General features: G+C 32.3%; 14 protein-coding genes, 1 tRNA gene and 1 rRNA gene. 13 read left to right on the forward strand and 3 right to left on the reverse strand.

What is annotated here, in order from left to right; genetic code table 11:
- Positions 1–183 precede the first annotated feature (183 nt).
- Together rrf and AB2B44_RS06505 are read left to right on the forward strand one after the other, a co-directional pair.
- Positions 184–293, forward strand: a 5S ribosomal RNA gene (gene rrf / locus AB2B44_RS06500).
- A gap of 116 nt (positions 294–409) precedes the next feature.
- Positions 410–1,279 carry a cation diffusion facilitator family transporter gene (locus AB2B44_RS06505; protein WP_369048766.1) on the forward strand — a complete coding sequence of 290 codons (870 nt, stop codon included), beginning with the start codon at positions 410–412 and terminating at the stop codon, positions 1,277–1,279.
- A 51-nt stretch (positions 1,280–1,330) separates the two neighbouring features.
- Here the strand turns inward: AB2B44_RS06505 and AB2B44_RS06510 are convergent, their stop codons facing one another.
- Positions 1,331–2,473 carry an acyl-CoA dehydrogenase gene (locus AB2B44_RS06510; protein WP_369048767.1) on the reverse strand — a complete coding sequence of 381 codons (1,143 nt, stop codon included), beginning with the start codon at positions 2,471–2,473 and terminating at the stop codon, positions 1,331–1,333.
- Between the two features lie 425 nt (positions 2,474–2,898).
- Here AB2B44_RS06510 and AB2B44_RS06515 point away from each other — a divergent pair, with 425 nt between their 5' ends.
- From AB2B44_RS06515 to AB2B44_RS06545, 7 genes are all read left to right on the forward strand, one after another.
- Positions 2,899–4,125, forward strand: a complete 1,227-nt coding sequence (locus AB2B44_RS06515; RefSeq protein WP_369048768.1) for a Glu/Leu/Phe/Val dehydrogenase dimerization domain-containing protein — start codon at positions 2,899–2,901, stop codon at positions 4,123–4,125.
- A gap of 4 nt (positions 4,126–4,129) precedes the next feature.
- Positions 4,130–5,539 (forward strand): sodium:proton antiporter NhaD, encoded by a 1,410-nt coding sequence (gene nhaD / locus AB2B44_RS06520; RefSeq protein ID WP_369048769.1) that lies wholly within the window; start codon positions 4,130–4,132, stop codon positions 5,537–5,539.
- 136 nt (positions 5,540–5,675) lie between these two features.
- Positions 5,676–6,374 carry a MotA/TolQ/ExbB proton channel family protein gene (locus AB2B44_RS06525; protein WP_369048770.1) on the forward strand — a complete coding sequence of 233 codons (699 nt, stop codon included), beginning with the start codon at positions 5,676–5,678 and terminating at the stop codon, positions 6,372–6,374.
- 66 nt (positions 6,375–6,440) lie between these two features.
- Positions 6,441–6,833, forward strand: a complete 393-nt coding sequence (locus tag AB2B44_RS06530; protein WP_369048771.1) for an ExbD/TolR family protein — start codon at positions 6,441–6,443, stop codon at positions 6,831–6,833.
- 48 nt (positions 6,834–6,881) lie between these two features.
- Complete coding sequence (locus tag AB2B44_RS06535) at positions 6,882–7,712, forward strand: energy transducer TonB (RefSeq protein WP_369048772.1); 831 nt, start codon at positions 6,882–6,884, stop codon at positions 7,710–7,712.
- Positions 7,713–7,791: 79 nt separating this feature from the next.
- The gene (locus AB2B44_RS06540) at positions 7,792–9,000 is read left to right on the forward strand and encodes a folylpolyglutamate synthase/dihydrofolate synthase family protein (protein WP_369048773.1); all 1,209 of its coding nucleotides are present in this window, start codon (positions 7,792–7,794) and stop codon (positions 8,998–9,000) included.
- A 68-nt stretch (positions 9,001–9,068) separates the two neighbouring features.
- Positions 9,069–9,143: transfer RNA gene (locus AB2B44_RS06545), tRNA-Val, on the forward strand.
- Positions 9,144–9,233: 90 nt separating this feature from the next.
- Here AB2B44_RS06545 and AB2B44_RS06550 read toward each other — a convergent pair.
- On the reverse strand, positions 9,234–10,223 hold the full coding sequence (locus AB2B44_RS06550) for a transposase (protein ID WP_369048774.1): 990 nt from the start codon (positions 10,221–10,223) through the stop codon (positions 9,234–9,236).
- Entirely contained in the window at positions 10,204–10,563 is a 360-nt protein-coding gene (locus tag AB2B44_RS06555; RefSeq protein ID WP_369048775.1) for a transposase, read from the reverse strand. Before AB2B44_RS06555 ends, AB2B44_RS06550 begins: the two co-directional genes overlap by 20 nt.
- Positions 10,564–10,909: 346 nt before the next feature.
- Between AB2B44_RS06555 and AB2B44_RS06560 the strand changes: the two genes are divergently transcribed.
- The 4 genes from AB2B44_RS06560 to AB2B44_RS06575 are packed head-to-tail and all read left to right on the forward strand — an operon-like array spanning position 10,910 to position 15,443.
- Positions 10,910–11,887 carry an SDR family oxidoreductase gene (locus AB2B44_RS06560; protein WP_369048776.1) on the forward strand — a complete coding sequence of 326 codons (978 nt, stop codon included), beginning with the start codon at positions 10,910–10,912 and terminating at the stop codon, positions 11,885–11,887.
- A 9-nt stretch (positions 11,888–11,896) separates the two neighbouring features.
- Positions 11,897–13,180 (forward strand): nucleotide sugar dehydrogenase, encoded by a 1,284-nt coding sequence (locus AB2B44_RS06565; protein ID WP_369048777.1) that lies wholly within the window; start codon positions 11,897–11,899, stop codon positions 13,178–13,180.
- Positions 13,180–14,115: a Gfo/Idh/MocA family protein gene (locus AB2B44_RS06570; RefSeq protein WP_369048778.1), complete on the forward strand. Its 936-nt coding sequence runs from the start codon at positions 13,180–13,182 to the stop codon at positions 14,113–14,115. The genes AB2B44_RS06565 and AB2B44_RS06570 overlap by 1 nt, the downstream gene beginning before the upstream one ends.
- Positions 14,112–15,443, forward strand: a complete 1,332-nt coding sequence (locus AB2B44_RS06575) for a UDP-glucose/GDP-mannose dehydrogenase family protein (protein WP_369048779.1) — start codon at positions 14,112–14,114, stop codon at positions 15,441–15,443. The genes AB2B44_RS06570 and AB2B44_RS06575 overlap by 4 nt, the downstream gene beginning before the upstream one ends.
- Positions 15,444–15,474: the final 31 nt, after the last annotated feature.

Raw genomic sequence — 15,474 nt, forward strand, 5'->3', positions numbered from 1 at the left:
CGAGTAGTACTAATAACCCATAGGCTTATGTACGTATCCCGGTCTTCGGACCGGGAGCAAACTCTTTTAGATAAAAAACTATGATGTAATTTAGGATATGATTTTACCAATATGTTAACTTATAAGTAGTATATAGCTTGTATTGAAATACAATACTTATTTAAGCTAGATACTATAAAAACTTAAGGTGATTATTGCAATGGGGCTCACCTCTTACCATTTCGAACAGAGAAGTTAAGCCCATTAGCGCTGATGGTACTGCCAATAGGTGGGAGAGTAAGTCGTTGCCTTTCTTTTAAACCTCATTACATCCGTAATGAGGTTTTTTGTTTTTTATAAACGTATAAAGATTAATTTTGTAAACAAGCTTCTTTATAAATTAATACTTATAAACAATCTAAAAAATTAGATGAAAAGCAAGTGTACTGCAGTACAAACGATATATTTTAGCATTATTAGTAATGCTGTTTTAGCTTTAATTAAAGGGCTTGCAGGCTTTTTTGGAAATTCGTATGCTTTAATTGCAGATGCTATTGAATCAATAACAGATATATTTTCGTCTATACTTGTTTTGTTTGGGTTAAAATATGCTAAACGACCAGCAGATAAAAATCATCCTTATGGACATGGTAAAGCAGAACCATTAATTACTTTTTTAGTTGTTGCCTTTCTTATAACTTCTGCAGTTGTTATTGCTTATGAAAGTATTAAAAATATTCAAACACCACATAAGGTTCCAGAACCATGGACTTTAATTGTTATAGGGGCTATTATTTTGTGGAAAGAAATATCTTTTAGAATAGTGATTAACAAAAGTAAAGAAACCGATAGTACGTCTCTTAAAGCTGATGCATGGCATCATAGAAGTGATGAGATAACTTCAGTAATGGTATTTATTGGAATTTCTATTGCATTGTTATTTGGTAAAGGATATGAAACAGCAGATGATTGGGCTGCTTTGTTTGCTGCAGCCTTTATTCTTTATAATAGTTATCTAATTTTTAGACCTGCGTTGGGAGAAATAATGGATGAACACTTATATGATGATTTATTGAAAGAAATTAGAGAAGAAGCTATAAAAGTTAAAGGAGTTATAGAAACAGAAAAGTGTTTTATTAGAAAAGCGGGAATGAAGTACCATGTTGATTTACATGCGGTGGTTGATGGAAAAATTTCGGTTAAAGAAGGTCATGACATTTCTCATCAGCTTAAAGATCATTTAAAAAATAAAATACCAAACCTAGAACATATACTAATTCATATTGAACCAGATGTTTAAATAGTGTGCTTGGGTTTAGTTATATAAATATTAATAACTATGCTACAAAAATTAACCTCTAATAAGACCTCTTGAAATAACAATTTTTTGTATTTCAGAAGTGCCTTCGTAAATTTGAGTAATTTTTGCATCACGCAGTAAGCGTTCTACATGATATTCTTTAACAAAACCATTACCTCCGTGTATTTGTACTGCTTCGACAGTTTGTTCCATGGCAACTTTAGAGGCATATAATTTTGCCATAGCGCTTGATTGGTCGTAATTTTTTCCTTCATCTTTATCGCAAGCAGCTTTTAACACTAACATTCTAGCGGCTTCAATTTCGGTAGCCATGTCGGCTAGTTTAAAAGCAATGGCTTGGTGGTTACAGATTTGTGTACCAAAAGCTTTCCGTTCTTTACTATATTTTAAGGCTAATTCGTATGCGCCAGAAGCAATTCCAAGAGCTTGAGAGGCAATACCAATACGTCCGCCAGAGAGTGTTTTCATAGCAAAAGTAAATCCAAAACCATCATCACCAATTCTGTTTTCTTTTGGCACTTTAACATCATTAAATTGTAAAGTATGCGTATCGCTACCACGAATACCTAGTTTGTCTTCTTTTGGTCCAATAAAAAAGCCTTCCATGCCTCTTTCTATAATAAAGGCATTAATGCCTTTGTGTTTTTTGGCTTTATCGGTTTGTGCTATTACCAAATAAATACCAGCACGTCCACCATTGGTAATCCAGTTTTTGGTACCGTTTAAAAGGTAATAATCGCCTTTATCTTCTGCAGTAGTAGTTTGTGAGGTAGCATCACTACCTGCTTCAGGCTCACTTAAACAGAAAGCGCCAAGTGTTTTGCCTGTTGCTAATTGGGTTAGGTATTTGTTTTTTTGGTCTTCATTTCCATATTTTTCTATTCCATAACAGACTAATGAATTATTAACAGAAACCATTACTGAAGCAGAAGCATCTATTTTAGATAATTCTTCCATAATTAATACATATGAAATAGTATCCATACCGCTTCCTCCATATTTTGGATCAACCATAACTCCCATGAAACCTAATTCACCCATTTTTTTAACCAGTTCGTCAGGAAAGGTCTGGGTATTATCGCGCTCAATAACTCCTGGTAATAATTCGTTTTGAGCAAAATCACGAGCGGCATCGCGAATTAAAATGTGTTCTTCGGTTAAATTAAAATTCATTTTTTATGTATTTTGTTATATCCGTAAAAAAGGAATTCAAATATACTCTTTAAACAGTAAATTTTCAATAAAGTTTTTTGTTTTTCAGTAATATGATATTAAATACAATGTTTAATGAATTATTTTTTTGCAAAATGAATTGAATGAAATACGATAAATATTCTTAGGAAATTTTATGTTTACATATTTTTAACAAGTGTTTAAAATTTTGATAATCAGAATGTAAACTGTAAAATGTTTTTCTTTTAATCTAATTTCACCTCTTCTAATTAAATAACTGTTTGAGCAATGATTTTTTTATGCTAAGTTTGTAGCAAACCAAATTAAAAACTGTCTAAAATGAATCAGCTTTAACGTTTCTATCTTTTTAATGTTATTTAAAAACTTATTTAATAAGTAAAAAATAAATTATTATAAAAATAGAAATGAAACAATTATTAAAAAAATACGAGGAAAAACAACCTGAAATAATTTTTAGCTGGAAAGACCCTGAAACAGAAGCTGAAGGTTGGACTGTGATTAACTCACTTAGAGGTGGTGCGGCAGGAGGCGGTACTAGAATGCGAAAAGGTTTAGATAAATACGAAGTGATTTCGTTGGCAAAAACCATGGAAGTAAAGTTTACGGTGTCAGGACCGGCTATTGGAGGTGCAAAATCTGGTATAAATTTCGACCCGTATGACTCTAGAAAAAGAGGGGTTTTAGAGCGTTGGTATAAAGCAGTAGCACCTTTATTAAAGAGTTATTATGGTACAGGAGGTGATTTAAATGTAGATGAGATTCATGAAGTCATTCCTATTACAGAAGATAGTGGTGTATGGCACCCTCAAGAAGGGGTTTTTAATGGTCATTTTAAACCTACCGAAGCTGATAAAATTAATAGAATAGGTCAATTAAGACATGGCGTTATTAAAGTTTTAGAAGATGCAAACCTGTCTCCAGATATAGCCAAAAAGTATACTGTTGCAGATATGATTACAGGCTTTGGAGTTGCTGAAGCAATTCGCCATTATTATACGATTTATGGTGGAACCGTTGTTGGTAAACGCGCTGTTGTTCAAGGTTTTGGTAATGTGGGTTCTGCAGCAGCTTATTATTTAGCGCAAATGGGCGCTAAAGTGGTAGGTATTATTGATATTGCAGGAGGTGTAATTAATAAAGAAGGGTTTTCTTTTAATCAAATAAAAGAATTTTTTATAAATAAAAAAGGGAATACATTAGCGTCAGAAAATTTAATTCCGTTTAATGAAATAAATCAGCAGATTTGGAATTTGCCTTGTGAAATTTTTGCTCCTTGTGCAGCTTCTAGGTTGATACAACAAGAACAAATAAATCAAATGATTGATGCGGGACTAGAAGTTGTTTCTTGTGGGGCAAACGTGCCTTTTGCTGATAAGGAAATTTTCTTTGGGTCAATTATGGAAGCCACGGATAAAAAAGTAAGTCTTATACCAGACTTTATATCTAATTGTGGCATGGCTCGGGTATTTGCTTATTTTATGGAACGTAGAGTAGAAATGTCTGATACGGCTATTTTTAACGATACCTCTGAGGTTATAAAAAAGGCAATTCAGAATGTGTATAACAAAAATAAATCAAAAACAAGAATAAGCGAAACTGCATTTGAAATCGCTTTAAGTCAACTAGTATAAAATTATGGAAACACTTATTATTATTGTATTTGTATTGGGCTATTTAGCTATTACTTTAGAACATAACCTGAAAATAGACAAACTTATTCCAGCTTTAGTTATGATGGCTATTTGTTGGGCTATTATTGCTTTAGGGATAGATTATTTTCCACACTGGTTCGATTCAGCAAAACACCACTTGGTAGAAACGTTTAGTTCGTTTAGTCACGATCAAAAAATTGAGTTGATGGAAGAAACTCTTTTACATCATCTTGGTAAAACAGCAGAAATTTTAGTGTTTCTTTTAGGTGCGATGACTATTGTTGAAATTATTGATTATTTCGATGGATTTTCAACAATTAAACAAGTGGTAAAAACTAAAAAGAAAACCAAAATTTTATGGTTATTTTCTTTTTTAGCCTTTTTTCTTTCATCAATAATAGATAACCTAACAGCAACAATTGTATTAATTTCAATACTACAAAAAATAGTAAAAGATAAAGAACTGAGAATGTGGTATGCAGGATTAATTATTATTGCAGCGAATGCAGGAGGTGCTTGGTCACCTATTGGAGATGTTACAACTACCATGCTTTGGATTGCTAAAAAGGTAACAACAGGTCATTTAATAGGGTATCTGTTTGTTCCTTCTCTTTTATGTATGCTTGTGCCTTCGTTTATAGCTTCGTTTTTACCTGTTTTTAAAGGCGATTTAGAAATCAAGGAAGATAATCAAGATAAACCGCCAGTTAAGTATAGTGGTACCATGTTGTTTTTAGGTTTGGGAGGTATTATTTCGGTTCCAATTTTTAAAACCATTACTCATTTACCACCTTATGTAGGTATGATGTTAGCTTTAGGGGTAGTTGCTACTTTTGCAGAAATATATAGTAGTGCGAAGTTTAGTATTACCAATGGAGATTCGGAAGAGAGTGATGAAAATGCACACCATAGTCCAGTACACAGTTCGTTATCTAAAATAGAATTACCGAGTATTTTATTCTTTTTAGGAATATTAATGGCGGTGGCTGCACTAGAATCTTTAGGTATTTTATTTGAATTTGCTTCGTATTTACAACACAATATGCCAATGTTAGGTACTGAAGTACACTATGCATATGAACCTGCAGGAGGTGTTTCTGATATAGTTGTACTATTAATAGGGGTAGGTTCTGCAGTTATAGATAATGTGCCTTTGGTGGCAGCTAGTTTAGGAATGTTTTCAGAGCCAATAGATAATGAATTATGGCATTTTGTAGCGTATTCGGCAGGTACTGGAGGTAGTATGCTTATTATAGGTTCGGCTGCAGGTGTTGTGGCTATGGGAATGGAAAAAATAGACTTTTTTTGGTACTTTAAAAAAATATCATGGTTGGCTTTAATAGGCTTTTTAGTTGGTGCTGTAGCTTTTATGATTACTAGAACTATATTTTAATTTTATCAAAAAATTATACGTAAATAAAAAATTATACGTTATTCGATTAGTCGGATTGGTTTGGTGCTTTTAAAAAATATAAAAAGTAAATCCAGTATTAAACTATTAACCCTAACTCAGTAAGCAAAAACAAATTATGATTAGTATTGCACCTCAACAGGCTTCAGATGCTATAGAGCAACTTACAGATCAACCTATAGAAAAAACACTATCTATTTTTCAATTAATAAAAGACGGTGGTTTAGGGGGGCAAATTATAATAGCCGTATTGTTTGTTTTATTAGCAGTAGCCTTGTATATTTATTTTGAACGTTTTTTTGCTATTAAAGCTGCTTCTAAAGTCAATAAAAACTTTATGAATCAAATTAAAGACTACGTAACTAATGGAAAAATAGAAGCTGCAAAAGATTTATGTACCAATACAAATTCGCCAACTGCCCGATTAATAGGAAAAGGCATTTCAAGAATAGGTAAACCTTTAGAAGATATTAATACAGCTATTGAAAATGCAGGCAAATTAGAAGTATATCAGTTAGAAAAAAACGTTTCAGTTTTAGCAACTATTGCTGGTGCGGCACCTATGATTGGATTTTTAGGAACAGTAATAGGTATGATTGTTGCTATTCATGAAATTGCTAATTCAGGAGGACAAATAGATATTAAATTATTATCTGGCGGATTATACACAGCAATGACAACTACGGTTGCTGGATTAATAGTGGGTATTATTGCTTATATAAGTTATAATCATTTAGTAGTTCGCACCGATAAAGTAATTTATCAAATGGAAGCAAAATCGGTAGAATTTTTAGACTTATTAAACGAACCTGCATAAACAAAATAATAAAGATTTGTTTATTTAACAATCAATCTTTTAGTCTTTTTAATTTCTAAATATAATATGAATCTAAGAGGAAGAAATACAGTAAATCCAAATTTCAATATGTCGTCGATGACTGATGTTGTTTTTTTGTTATTGATATTTTTTATGCTCACCTCTACTTTAGTAACGGTAAACGCTATTGATGTTTTGTTGCCTAAGGCAGGCGGAAAAACAGCAAATAACACTTCTGTTGCCGTAACTGTTACAGATAATAATACATATTACATTGGTAAAGATAAGGTTGCCGAAGAAAATTTGGAACAAGAATTGCTAAAACATATTGCAAACGACACAAAAAAAACAGTTGTTATACGAGGTGCTCAAAATGCAACTTATAAAAATGTAATGCGAGTTATTGATATTGCCAATAAAAACAAACTTAAAATGATTCTTGCTGTAAAAGGTAAATAGAGTAACTTCGGTAATTTGTTAGGTGATATTGGTGTTAATCATTGTTTAATGATGGGGATATTAGATACTAAATATAAACGAAAATCAGCTATTATAACCACAATTATTTTATTGTTGTTATTAGTGGCTATATTTCAATTTGGAATGAAGTATTTGGATCCTCCAGAAGAATATGGTTTGGCTATTAATTTAGGAAATTTTACTGTAGGTAGTGGTGAGCCAATTGAAAAAACAAAAATGGAACCTAAACCTCAAAACCAACAAAAAGCAGAAGAAAAACCAGTTCAACAAACGCCTAAAAAAATAGTAGATGAAAAAATTATTACTTCGTCTACAAGTAAGGAAGTTCCAGTAATAGAAAAAACAAAAACCCCTTCAGCAACTCCTGTTTCCGAAAAAATAACAGAGCCCGTTGTGAAAGAAAAACCAAAGCCTCAAAAGCCATCTAAAGAAACCCAAGATGCATTAAACAAACTATTAAATGGAAACACTTCTGATGGGCAACCACAAGGAGAAGGAGATGATGAGCAGCTTGGGGTAAAAGGAAATGAAAATGGTGATCCAAACACTAATAAATATTATGGAAATGCTAGAGATGGATTGGGGGGTAATTATAATCTTTCAGGAAGAAAAGCGGTTTCTAAACCTATTGAAAAACCTGACTGTCAAGAAGAAGGAACGGTGGTGGTTAGTATAGAAGTTAATAAAGATGGGCAAGTAGTTAAGGCAACTCCTGGGGTAAAAGGCTCTACCAATACAGCTCCTTGTTTGTTAAAGCCAGCTAAGGCAGCCGCTTTAAAAACAAAGTGGAATGCTGATTCTGATGCGCCAATAAAACAAAAAGGAACTATTATTTATCGGTTTTCACTATCTAAATAAATTTATTTTAGCCTTAACTTTTAAAATCAACTATATTTAAAGAAAACAGTTTTTTTGTTTACCATATCGACTATAAATAATGACCTATAAACAAGCTTTAGATTGGATGTTTTTGCAGTTGCCGATGTATCAAAGGCAAGGAGCAACAGCATTTAAAAAAGATTTAACAAACATTTTAGCATTTTTAAAACAGTTAGATTTTCCTGAAAAACAGTTTAAGTCAATACATGTTGGAGGAACAAACGGAAAAGGGTCTACCAGTCATATGATTGCTTCTATTTTGCAAGAAGCGGGCTATAAAGTAGGGCTTTATACCTCACCACATTTAAAAAATTTTACGGAGCGAATTCGTATAAATGGAAAAGAAATACCTAAAAGGAAAGTTTCTGAATTTATAACAACGCATAAAGATTTTTTAGAAAAACAACAGCTGTCTTTTTTTGAAATGACAGTAGGTATGGCTTTTTGGTTTTTTGCTAATGAAAAAGTAGATATTGCGGTTGTTGAAGTTGGTTTAGGTGGTCGATTAGATTCTACAAATACGATTACGCCAGAGGTAAGTGTGATTACGAATATAGGTTTAGACCACACCCAATTTTTAGGAAATACCTTGCCCGAAATAGCGTCAGAAAAAGCAGGAATTATAAAAAGAAATATTCCAGTAGTAATTGGAGAACGACAAATTGAAACCCAAGCGATTTTTATAGACAAGGCAAAAAGCTGTCAGTCTTCGATTGTTTTTGCTTCAGATTGTAACGAAAATTATACAACTGATTTGTTAGGAAGCTACCAACAAAATAATACTAAAACAGCCGTTACAGCAATAGAACAATTAACGGGGTTTTTAATTTCGAAAGAAAATATTAATAAGGGGTTGTTAAATGTTGTAAAGAATACTAATTTACAAGGACGTTGGCAAATTTTACAAAAAAAACCTAAGGTAATTTGTGATACAGCTCATAATAAAGAAGGGTTGTATTACGTGTTGAAACAACTTCAAAAAGAGGTCTACGAAAAATTGCACATTGTATTAGGAGTGGTTGCTGATAAAAATTTAGATGCTATTTTACCGATGTTTCCTAAAAACGCTCAGTATTATTTTTGCAAACCTAATATTCAAAGAGGCTTGGAAGCACTTATTCTACAAAAAGAAGCCTCGAAATACAAATTAGAAGGGATGGTATTTTCTAGTGTAAAAAGCGCTTTAAAGAATGCGAAAGCCCAAGCAAATCAAGACGATGTGGTTTATGTGGGCGGTAGTACTTTTGTGGTGGCAGAAATTTTATGAAAAAAAAACAAAAATTTATTGTTAGTTTTTAAAACTATCTTATATTTGCATCCGCAATTAAGAGTTACGGGCGCGTAGCTCAGTTGGTTCAGAGCACTTGGTTTACACCCAAGGGGTCAGGGGTTCGAATCCCTTCGCGCCCACAAAAATTAAAAGCCACCTAAAAAGGTGGCTTTTTTGTTTTTATAAAATTTTTAAGACTATTTTTTTGGGATCATTCCTAAAAGTTGTTGTTACGCAAAAATTTGAGTTAATCTATACAGGAAAAATTCTACATTTCTTACACCTCTAAATTGTGTTCTAAAAGCTTTTATCTTGGCGTTGAAAGATTCTGCTGATGCGTTTGTACTTCGATTATCAAAATAATTGAGTATAGATTGATAATTTAGGGCGATTGAGTTGGCTACAATATTAAAAGCTTTAAATCCTGATTGTTCTACTTCTTTAAACCAATGCGCTAATTTTGTGTAGGCTATTTCTTTCGAGATTGTTTTGTTGTTGAACAGATTTCTGAGCTTTTGGCAGATTCCATAAGCCTTTTTAATATCAGGATAATTTTTAAATAAAATTGCTGCTCTTTGCTGTTGTTTTTGTGTCCAATCATTTCTTGTCTTATATAGAAGATATCGACTTCTAGCTAATAATTGTTTTAAAGTGTCTCCATTCGTAAAAGTTTCAGCGGTATACGTTTTGTTATTGGTTTTAGCTTTCTTTATATCGTTATTTTCTTGGTCTATAGTTTCCCAGCGATATTTTATACGAATATCTTGTAATGCATCTAAAGCTAATTTCTGCACATGAAATCTATCGGTAACTTGTGTTGCTTTAGGGAAGCATTTTTTAGCAATTAATTTCATTGAATTAGCCATATCTAAAGTAATTTCTTTTACTGTATTTCGTTTTGAGTCTGAGATTTTAAGCAATTTGTCGATTGCATATTCAGCCTTAGTGGTTGCAATAATGGCTACTATACTACCCGCTTTACCTTTAGCTTTTTTATTGGTTACTATGGTGTATAATTTCCCTTTAGACAAGGCTACTTCGTCAATGGAAAGTTGTTTGCCTATGTTTTCTGGAAAGATGAGCCTGTCTTTAGCGTGTGGTTTTTCTTTCCATTGTTTAAAATCACTTAGATGCTTTTTAAATTGACGTTGTAGTTTTTTACCATCAAGTTTGTAAAATTTAGCAATAGTATGGCAATCATTAGAATGTGTACTGACCAAGTGCTTTTAAAAAAACAGCGAACTCAACGGTCATTCGAGTTCCCTGTGCTACTAAATTCCAATCTCTTTGAACCGCTTTTTGAGTGGTTTTATCTAGCCATCTACGACGTTTAATATGTAACAACACTGTTTTACCTCTTAGAGGAAAATCTTCAATAGTAACTTCATTATGAAAGCCATGGCAAATGATTAAATCTTTAGAAAATTCTTTAGGAATAGTAGGTTTTTCTTCAAAATATAAATGAAGCGTATCTTTAATTGTTTCGTGTTTTACAATATCAAAGTGTGTAATCAGTAATTCTGGTAATAAAACTTTCAGTAGGTCGATGTAAGAATCCAAATGTTTTTTTTACAAAAATCATCATTAAATGTGAATTCTCACACAACTTTTGAGATTGATCCTTTTTTAATATCAGGATAATTTTTAAATAAAATTGCTGCTCTTTGCTGTTGTTTTTGTGCCCAATCATTTCTTGTCTTATATAGAAGATATCGACTTCTAGCTAATAATTGTTTTAAAGTGTCTCCATTCGTAAAAGTTTCAGCGGTATACGTTTTGTTATTGGTTTTAGCTTTCTTTATATCATTATTTTGTATTTGATGTAGAAATGGTTTTTATTTAAATACTTAATCCATACCTTTGCGGACTAAAAAAACAATTTTAATTTTTATAAAATAAAATGGATATGAATCTTTCTGATAAGAAAATTTTGGTAACAGGGGGTGCTGGTTTTATTGGCTCAAATTTATGTGAAGTCTTATTGGAAAAAAAGAATCGAGTTGTATGTTTAGATAATTTTGCTACGGGGAAAAGAGAAAATGTTAAAGACTTACAAAGCAACCCTAACTTTAAACTAATCGAAGGGGACATAAGAAATCTTGAAGATTGTAAAGTTGCTGTTTCGAAAGTTGATTATGTTTTACATCAAGCCGCTTTGGGGTCAGTTCCTCGCTCTATTAAAGATCCTATTACTACGAACGATGTGAATGTTAGTGGTTTTTTAAATATGTTAGTTGCTTCACGTGATGCTGGGGTTAAACGTTTTGTATATGCTGCAAGTTCATCTACTTATGGCGACTCAGAATCTTTGCCTAAAGTAGAAGATGTAATAGGTAAACCTTTATCTCCATACGCAATTACCAAATATGTAAATGAGTTATATGCGGATGTATTTTCAAAAACGTATGGATTAGAAACTGTTGGGTTGCGTTATTTTAATGTGTTTGGAAGGAAACAAGATCCTAACGGAGCATATGCGGCTGTGATTCCAAAGTTTGTAAAACAGTTTATGAATGGGAAATCACCCGTGATAAACGGTGATGGAAATTATTCTAGAGATTTTACCTATATCGATAATGTAATTCAAGCAAATATACTTGCATTGGTTACGAATAATCCTAAAGCGGTAAATACTGTTTATAATGTTGCTTTTGGGGAGAGAAATACTTTAAATGAATTGGTCGGTTATTTGAGGGAAGTTTTGTCAAAACTAGATCCCTCTATAAACAATGTGAAAATAGAATATGGTCCAAATCGTCAAGGTGATATACCACATTCATTAGCAAGCATAAATAAAGCAGAAAAATTATTAAATTACAAGCCTCAGTTCTCTTTACAAAAAGGACTTAAAGAAGCGGTACAGTGGTATTGGGAAAATTTATAAAATAAAAAAATGAAACAACCAAAGATTGCAATTGTTGGGCTCGGTTATGTAGGGTTGCCATTAGCAAGGTTATTTGCTACAAAATATCCAGTAGTAGGATTTGACATTAACAAAGAAAGAGTGACGGAATTAATGTCGGGTATAGATACTACTTTAGAGGTTTCGGACAGCATTTTACAAGCTGTTTTAGTCGATGAATTATCTGATAAAAACGGGCTTTTTTGCACAACGTCTATAGAAGATTTAGAGAGATGTAATTATTATATAATAACGGTTCCCACACCTGTTGATAAAAATAATCGTCCAGTTTTAACTCCTTTGATAAAAGCAAGTGAAACAGTTGGTAAGGTGTTAAAAAAGGATGATGTTGTAGTATATGAATCTACGGTTTATCCTGGGGCGACAGAAGAAGAATGTATACCTGTGTTAGAAAAAGAATCTAGATTAGTATATAATAAAGATTTTTATGCAGGGTATTCTCCAGAGCGAATTAACCCAGGAGATAAAGAGCATACTGTAGAAAAAATTTTAAAAGTAACTTCAGGATCTACTCCTGAAATAGGTGAAAAAGTAGATGATTTATATAAATCGGTTATAATTGCGGGAACACATTTGGCTCCTTCAATTAAAGTTGCCGAAGCCGCAAAAGTTATAGAAAATTCACAAAGAGATATTAATATTGCATTTGTAAACGAATTGGCAAAAATTTTTGGTTTAATGAATATTAATACTCATGATGTACTAGAAGCAGCGGGGACAAAATGGAATTTTTTACCTTTTAAACCAGGTCTTGTTGGAGGACATTGTATTGGGGTGGACCCTTATTATTTAGCACAAAAAGCACAAGAATATGGCTATCATCCAGAAATTATTTTAGCAGGAAGAAGATTGAATGATAGTATGGGAGAGTATGTTGCTTCAGAGGTGATTAAGCTAATGATAAAAAAAGATGTTCGTATAAAAGAAGCTCAAGTTTTAGTGCTAGGAATTACTTTTAAAGAAAACTGCCCAGATGTTCGAAACACAAAAGTGGTAGATGTAATTAAGTCTTTAAAAGAGTATGGAATAAAAGTTGTTGTATATGATCCGTGGGCCAATGAAGATGAAGTAATGAGTGAATACCAATTAATTTCTACTCAAAAACTTCCAAATCAAAAATTTGATGCGATAGTGTTAACCGTTGCTCATGATGAGTTCAAAAATTTAGATTTCATCTCTTTACGAAAAGAAAAATCAGCAGTATATGATGTTAAAAACGCATTATCAAAAGTTATAAAAGATGAAACTTTATAATGAAAAATTTTGCCCTAATAGGAATAGCAGGATATGTAGCTCCACGTCATTTGAGAGCCATTAAAGATACAGGTAATACGTTGGTTGCAGCGTTAGATAAGTTTGATAGTGTTGGGGTGATAGACAGTTACTTTTCTAAGGCAGATTTTTTTGTTGAATTTGAGCGTTTTGATAGACATATCGAAAAATTAAAACGACAACAAAATATTCAGTTAGATTATGTGAGTATTTGTACACCTAATTATTTACACGATGCTCATATTAGAATGGCATTACGCAGAAATGCAGATGCTATTTGTGAAAAACCTTTGGTGTTAAATCCGTGGAATATTGATGCTTTAGAAGCTATTGAAAAAGAATCAAACAATAAAATAAACACGATTTTACAACTACGTCTTCATCCTAGTATTATTGCTTTGAAGCAAAAAATAGATTCAGAAAATAAAAAAGAAAAATACGATGTCGATTTAACCTATATTACTTCGAGAGGGAACTGGTATCATATTTCTTGGAAAGGCGATGAAAGTAAATCGGGCGGTATTGCAACGAATATTGGAGTACATTTTTACGATATGCTGTCGTGGATTTTTGGTGAAGTACAACAAAATAAGGTACATGTAAGGCAAAAAGATAAAGCATCAGGTTATTTAGAGTTTGAAAAAGCACGTGTGCGTTGGTATTTATCTATTGATGAAAATTCACTTCCAAAAGTAATTCAACAAAAACAACAAAGAACCTACCGCTCTATAACGATTGATGGAAAAGAAATAGAATTTAGTGATGGCTTTACTGATTTGCATACCAAAAGCTATCAAGAAATTTTAAAAGGGAAAGGTTTTGGTTTGGTTGATGTAAAACCGTCTATTGAAATTGTTCATGATATTAGAAATTTCGATTTAGTTACAGACGGAGAAAAACATCCTTTAATAAAATGAAAATAACAGTAATTGGTACGGGCTATGTTGGGTTGGTTAATGGCGCTTGTTTTGCTGCTATGGGAAACGAGGTGGTGTGCGTTGATAATGACGAAGTAAAAATTAATAATCTTAATCAAAACATCATTCCAATTTATGAGCCTGGATTAGAAGAATTGGTAACTCAACATCGAGAAAAAACTCTTTTTTTTACATCAGATGTTAAGTCGGCTATTCAAAAAGCAGACATTATTTTTATAGCTGTTGGTACCCCAATGTTATCAGATGGCAATGCTGATGTGAGTTCGGTGTTTAAAGTTGCAGAAATTATTGCAAATTCCATAACATCTTATAAAATTATAGTATCTAAATCTACGGTACCTGTAGGAACGACTTTTAAAATTAAAGAGCTTATTCAATCAAAAATAAAACAAAGAAATATTCAGGTTGAGTTTGATGTGGTTTCTAATCCCGAATTTTTAAAAGAAGGGGCTGCTGTTAATGATTTTATGAAGCCTGATAGGGTGGTTATAGGAGCTGAAAAAGAGGGGGTTTTTAGTAAAATGAAACAACTCTATAGCCCTTTTTTTAGAACACATGACCGATTTATAACGATGGATGTTTTGTCAGCAGAAATGACCAAATACGCTGCTAATGCCATGTTAGCTACTAAAATATCATTTATAAATGAAGTGGCAAATATTTGTGAAAAAGTAGGTGCCGATGTAAATAAAGTTAGGGTAGGTATAGGTTCAGACAGTAGAATTGGATATAATTTTATGTATCCAGGTATTGGTTATGGAGGTGTTTGTTTTCCAAAAGATATTGCCGCATTAATTCAATTAGGAGCGAAGAATGGGTACGAACCTCAATTAATAAAGGCTGTAGAGCAGATTAATCAGTATCAAAAAAAAATATTTTTAGATAAAATTTTATATCATTTTAATCAGGATGTATCATCTTTAACTTTTGGTGTTTGGGGCTTGTCTTTTAAACCTGAAACAAACGACATGCGTGAAGCTCCATCAGTCTATATAATTAAAGAGCTAGTAAAAAGAGGGGCAGAGGTAAAGGTGTATGATCCAAAAGCAATGGAAGAGGCAAAATCAATTCAATTAAACAAAGTTGATGTTTTTTACGGAGAAGATAAATATGAGGTGGTTGAAAATGTCGACGCATTGTTATTGTTAACAGAATGGAAAGAATTTCGTTCTCCAAATTTTGACAAACTTCGCGAATTGATGAAAAGGCATATAATTTTTGATGGGCGTAATCAGTATAAAGATTTTTCGTTACAAAAAAAAGGATTTGTGTATTATCAAATAGGGGCTGAAACAAAAATCAATTAATCCAATCCAAATTGGATTCAGTGAATATAAT

Origin of the sequence: Tenacibaculum sp. UWU-22 (assembly GCF_041021355.1) — a bacterium.
In the GTDB taxonomy this organism is placed as follows: domain Bacteria; phylum Bacteroidota; class Bacteroidia; order Flavobacteriales; family Flavobacteriaceae; genus Polaribacter.

Coding starts and splice junctions, on each gene's coding strand:
- AB2B44_RS06505 (WP_369048766.1), top strand. CDS start 410: ATGAAAAGCAAGTGTACTGCAGTACAAACGATATATTTTAGCATTATT.
- AB2B44_RS06510 (WP_369048767.1), bottom strand. CDS start 2,473: ATGAATTTTAATTTAACCGAAGAACACATTTTAATTCGCGATGCCGCT.
- AB2B44_RS06515 (WP_369048768.1), top strand. CDS start 2,899: ATGAAACAATTATTAAAAAAATACGAGGAAAAACAACCTGAAATAATT.
- nhaD (WP_369048769.1), top strand. CDS start 4,130: ATGGAAACACTTATTATTATTGTATTTGTATTGGGCTATTTAGCTATT.
- AB2B44_RS06525 (WP_369048770.1), top strand. CDS start 5,676: ATGATTAGTATTGCACCTCAACAGGCTTCAGATGCTATAGAGCAACTT.
- AB2B44_RS06530 (WP_369048771.1), top strand. CDS start 6,441: ATGAATCTAAGAGGAAGAAATACAGTAAATCCAAATTTCAATATGTCG.
- AB2B44_RS06535 (WP_369048772.1), top strand. CDS start 6,882: ATGATGGGGATATTAGATACTAAATATAAACGAAAATCAGCTATTATA.
- AB2B44_RS06540 (WP_369048773.1), top strand. CDS start 7,792: ATGACCTATAAACAAGCTTTAGATTGGATGTTTTTGCAGTTGCCGATG.
- AB2B44_RS06560 (WP_369048776.1), top strand. CDS start 10,910: ATGAATCTTTCTGATAAGAAAATTTTGGTAACAGGGGGTGCTGGTTTT.
- AB2B44_RS06565 (WP_369048777.1), top strand. CDS start 11,897: ATGAAACAACCAAAGATTGCAATTGTTGGGCTCGGTTATGTAGGGTTG.
- AB2B44_RS06570 (WP_369048778.1), top strand. CDS start 13,180: ATGAAAAATTTTGCCCTAATAGGAATAGCAGGATATGTAGCTCCACGT.
- AB2B44_RS06575 (WP_369048779.1), top strand. CDS start 14,112: ATGAAAATAACAGTAATTGGTACGGGCTATGTTGGGTTGGTTAATGGC.